Below are 2,772 nucleotides of genomic sequence, written 5' to 3' on the forward strand. Positions count from 1 at the left end.
CGGGCCAGCTCCCGATGGTGGAGGGCAAGCTTCCGGTGACCGGCAAGGTCGGCGCCGAGGTGACCGCCGAGGAGGCCAAGGCGCTCGCCGCCACCGTGCTCCTGCTGCGCGACGCGGCCGCCGGTCCCGAGGTCCACATGCTGCGCCGCCGCGCCTCCATGGCCTTCGCCGGCGGCGCGTACGCCTACCCCGGCGGCGGTGTCGACCCGCGGGACGAGCAGCCGGTGCGCTGGGCCGGACCTGCCCTGGAGGAGTGGGCGGACCGGCTGGGGCTCGACGACCCCGCACAGGCCCAGGCCGTGGTGTGCGCCGCGGTCCGGGAGACCTTCGAGGAGGCGGGCGTGCTGCTCGCCGGCGAGACCCCGGACACCGTCGTCGGCGACACCACCGGTGAGGGCTGGGAGCGCGACCGGGCGGCGCTGGTCGCCCGCGAGCTGTCCTTCGCGGACTTCCTCGACCGGCGCGGGCTCGCGCTCCGCTCCGACCTGCTCGGCGCGTGGGCGCGCTGGATCACCCCCGAGTTCGAGCAGCGCCGGTACGACACCTGGTTCTTCGTGGCCGCGCTCCCGGAGGGGCAGCGGACCCGGGACGTCTCCGGGGAGGCCGACCGCACGGTCTGGATCCGTCCGGCCGACGCCGCGGCCGGCTACGACCGGGGCGAGCTGACGATGATGCCGCCGACGATCGCGACCCTGCGGTCCCTCCAGCCGTGCTCCACGGCCGCGGAGGCGCTGGCGGCGGCCGGGAAGCAGTCCATGACGCCGGTGCTGGCGCACGCGCGCGTGGAGGGCGACCAGGTGGTGCTGACCTGGCCCGGCCACGACGAGTTCACCAAGCGGGTCGGGGGAGGCACCCCGTGACCGACGCCGCCGCCCTGCCGGGCCAGCCGCGCGGACTCGTCACCTCCGGTCCGGCGACCGAGCGGGCCGTGAACGTGCTCGCGCCCAACGCGTCCGCTATGACCCTGGACGGCACCAACACCTGGCTGCTCTCCGAGCCCGGCTCCGACCTGGCCGTCGCCGTCGACCCGGGCCCGCTCGACGAGGGCCACCTCCGGCACGTGATCGACACCGCCGAGAAGCTGGGCAAGCGGATCGCGCTGACCCTGCTGACGCACGGTCACCCGGACCACGCCGAGGGCGCGGGCCGCTTCGCCGAGCTGACCGGCACGGCCGTCCGCGCGCTCGACCCGGCGCTCCGCCTCGGCGACGAGGGCCTGGGCGAGGGCGACGTGGTCACGGTCGGCGGCCTGGAGCTGCGGGTGGTGCCGACGCCCGGCCACACCTCCGACTCGCTCTCCTTCCACCTCCCGGCCGACCGCGCGGTGCTCACCGGCGACACGATCCTGGGCCGGGGCACGACGATGGTCGCGCACCCGGACGGCCGGCTGGGCGACTACCTGGACTCGCTGCGGCGGCTGCGTTCGCTGACCGTCGACGACGGCGTGCACACCGTCCTGCCGGGCCACGGGCCGGTCCTGGAGGACGCCCAGGGGGCCGTGGATCATTACCTGGCCCACCGGGCGGCCCGGCTCGCGCAGGTGGAGTCGGCGGTCGAGGCGGGCCACCGGACGGCGCCGGAGGTCGTGGCGCACGTCTACGCGGACGTGCACCGCTCGCTGTGGCCGGCGGCGGAGCTCTCCGTACGGGCGCAGCTGGAGTATCTCCGGGAGCGCGGCCTGATCTGACCCCCCCCGGGAACCCGACGGCCTCCTGGAGTGTCTTACGCTCCGCTTACATCAGGCCGTAGCTCTCGGGGGAATGCCCATGTTCGTCATAGCCATCCTGCTGGTGATCGCCGCGGTGGTGCTCTGGTTCGTCGGCCGGTCGCAGGACTCGACCGGCTGGAAGCTGGGCGCCGGCGGCGCGCTGGTCGCCGGCGTCTTCTCGCTGATCGTGAGCATGACGTACGTGATCAGCGCGTACGAGGTCGGCGTGCCGGTCGCCTTCGGCAAGGTCGGGACGCCGATGACCTCCGGCATGCACGTGAAGTCGCCGTTCACCGACGTCACCACCTTCTCCACCCGCCCGGTCGACCTCAACCTCTCCGACAAGGACGTGGTCGAGGTCCGCTCCTCGCAGGGCGGCGTCATGTACGCCGAGGTCACGGTGAAGTGGGCCGTCGTCCCGGCGAAGGCCGTCGAGCTCTACAAGCTCGCGGGCAGCGAGGACGCCATCCAGCAGCGGCTGGTCTACCCGGACAGCCGTGAGATCGTCCGGAACGTCTTCGCCCGCTACACCAGCGAGCAGGGGTACGCCTCCGACCGCGAGAAGATCAACGCCGAGATCGCGAAGCTCATCACCGAGCGCCTGGAGCCGCGCGGCATCGTCGTCACCACCGTCAACCTGCGCAACGTGCGGCCCTCGGACGCCCTCCAGGGCCAGATCGACCGCAAGATCCAGCAGCAGCAGGCCACCGAGCGCGCCCTGGAGGCGGCCCGCACCGCCAAGGCCGAGTCGGACCGGCGCCGGATCGAGGCCGAGGGCATCGCCCGCGCCAACAAGATCCTCAACGACTCGCTGACCGACAAGGTCCTGGCGAACCAGTGCATCGACGCCTTCAAGGAGGCGGCGGCGAAGAACCCGGTCTACGCGGTGCCCTGCGGCACCGGCGGCTCCGCCCCGGTGATCGTGGACGGCAGCAAGCGCTGACGGGAACGCGAAGAGGGGGGGGGGCGGGGGCGCCCGGGGGGCCCCCCCCCGGGCGGGGGGACGCCCACCCGCCCGCCTCGCCGGGGGGGGCACCGGCCCACAGCAGAACGCGCCGGGCCGC

General features: G+C 74.2%; 3 protein-coding genes. All 3 read left to right on the plus strand.

Features of this window, described 5'->3' with window-relative positions:
• Nucleotides 1-14: 14 nt before the first annotated feature.
• The 3 genes from ACFW1I_RS08620 to ACFW1I_RS08630 all read left to right on the plus strand — a co-directional run bounded on the left by ACFW1I_RS08620 (nt 15) and on the right by ACFW1I_RS08630 (nt 2,651).
• Nucleotides 15-860, plus strand: coding sequence for an NUDIX hydrolase (locus ACFW1I_RS08620; protein ID WP_384667746.1), 846 nt, complete (start codon nt 15-17; stop codon nt 858-860).
• Entirely contained in the window at nt 857-1,687 is an 831-nt protein-coding gene (locus ACFW1I_RS08625) for an MBL fold metallo-hydrolase (RefSeq protein ID WP_384667550.1), read from the plus strand. Before ACFW1I_RS08620 ends, ACFW1I_RS08625 begins: the two co-directional genes overlap by 4 nt.
• Nucleotides 1,688-1,766: 79 nt before the next feature.
• Nucleotides 1,767-2,651, plus strand: a complete 885-nt coding sequence (locus tag ACFW1I_RS08630; protein ID WP_384667554.1) for a prohibitin family protein — start codon at nt 1,767-1,769, stop codon at nt 2,649-2,651.
• Nucleotides 2,652-2,772 lie beyond the last annotated feature (121 nt).

The sequence above is a fragment of the Streptomyces sp. NPDC058955 genome, assembly GCF_042741435.1.
GTDB lineage: Bacteria > Actinomycetota > Actinomycetes > Streptomycetales > Streptomycetaceae > Streptomyces.

Excerpts from the sequence above, each read along its gene's own strand:
- ACFW1I_RS08620 (WP_384667746.1), top strand. The coding sequence starts at position 15 with ATGGTGGAGGGCAAGCTTCCGGTGACCGGCAAGGTCGGCGCCGAGGTG.
- ACFW1I_RS08630 (WP_384667554.1), top strand. The coding sequence starts at position 1,767 with ATGTTCGTCATAGCCATCCTGCTGGTGATCGCCGCGGTGGTGCTCTGG.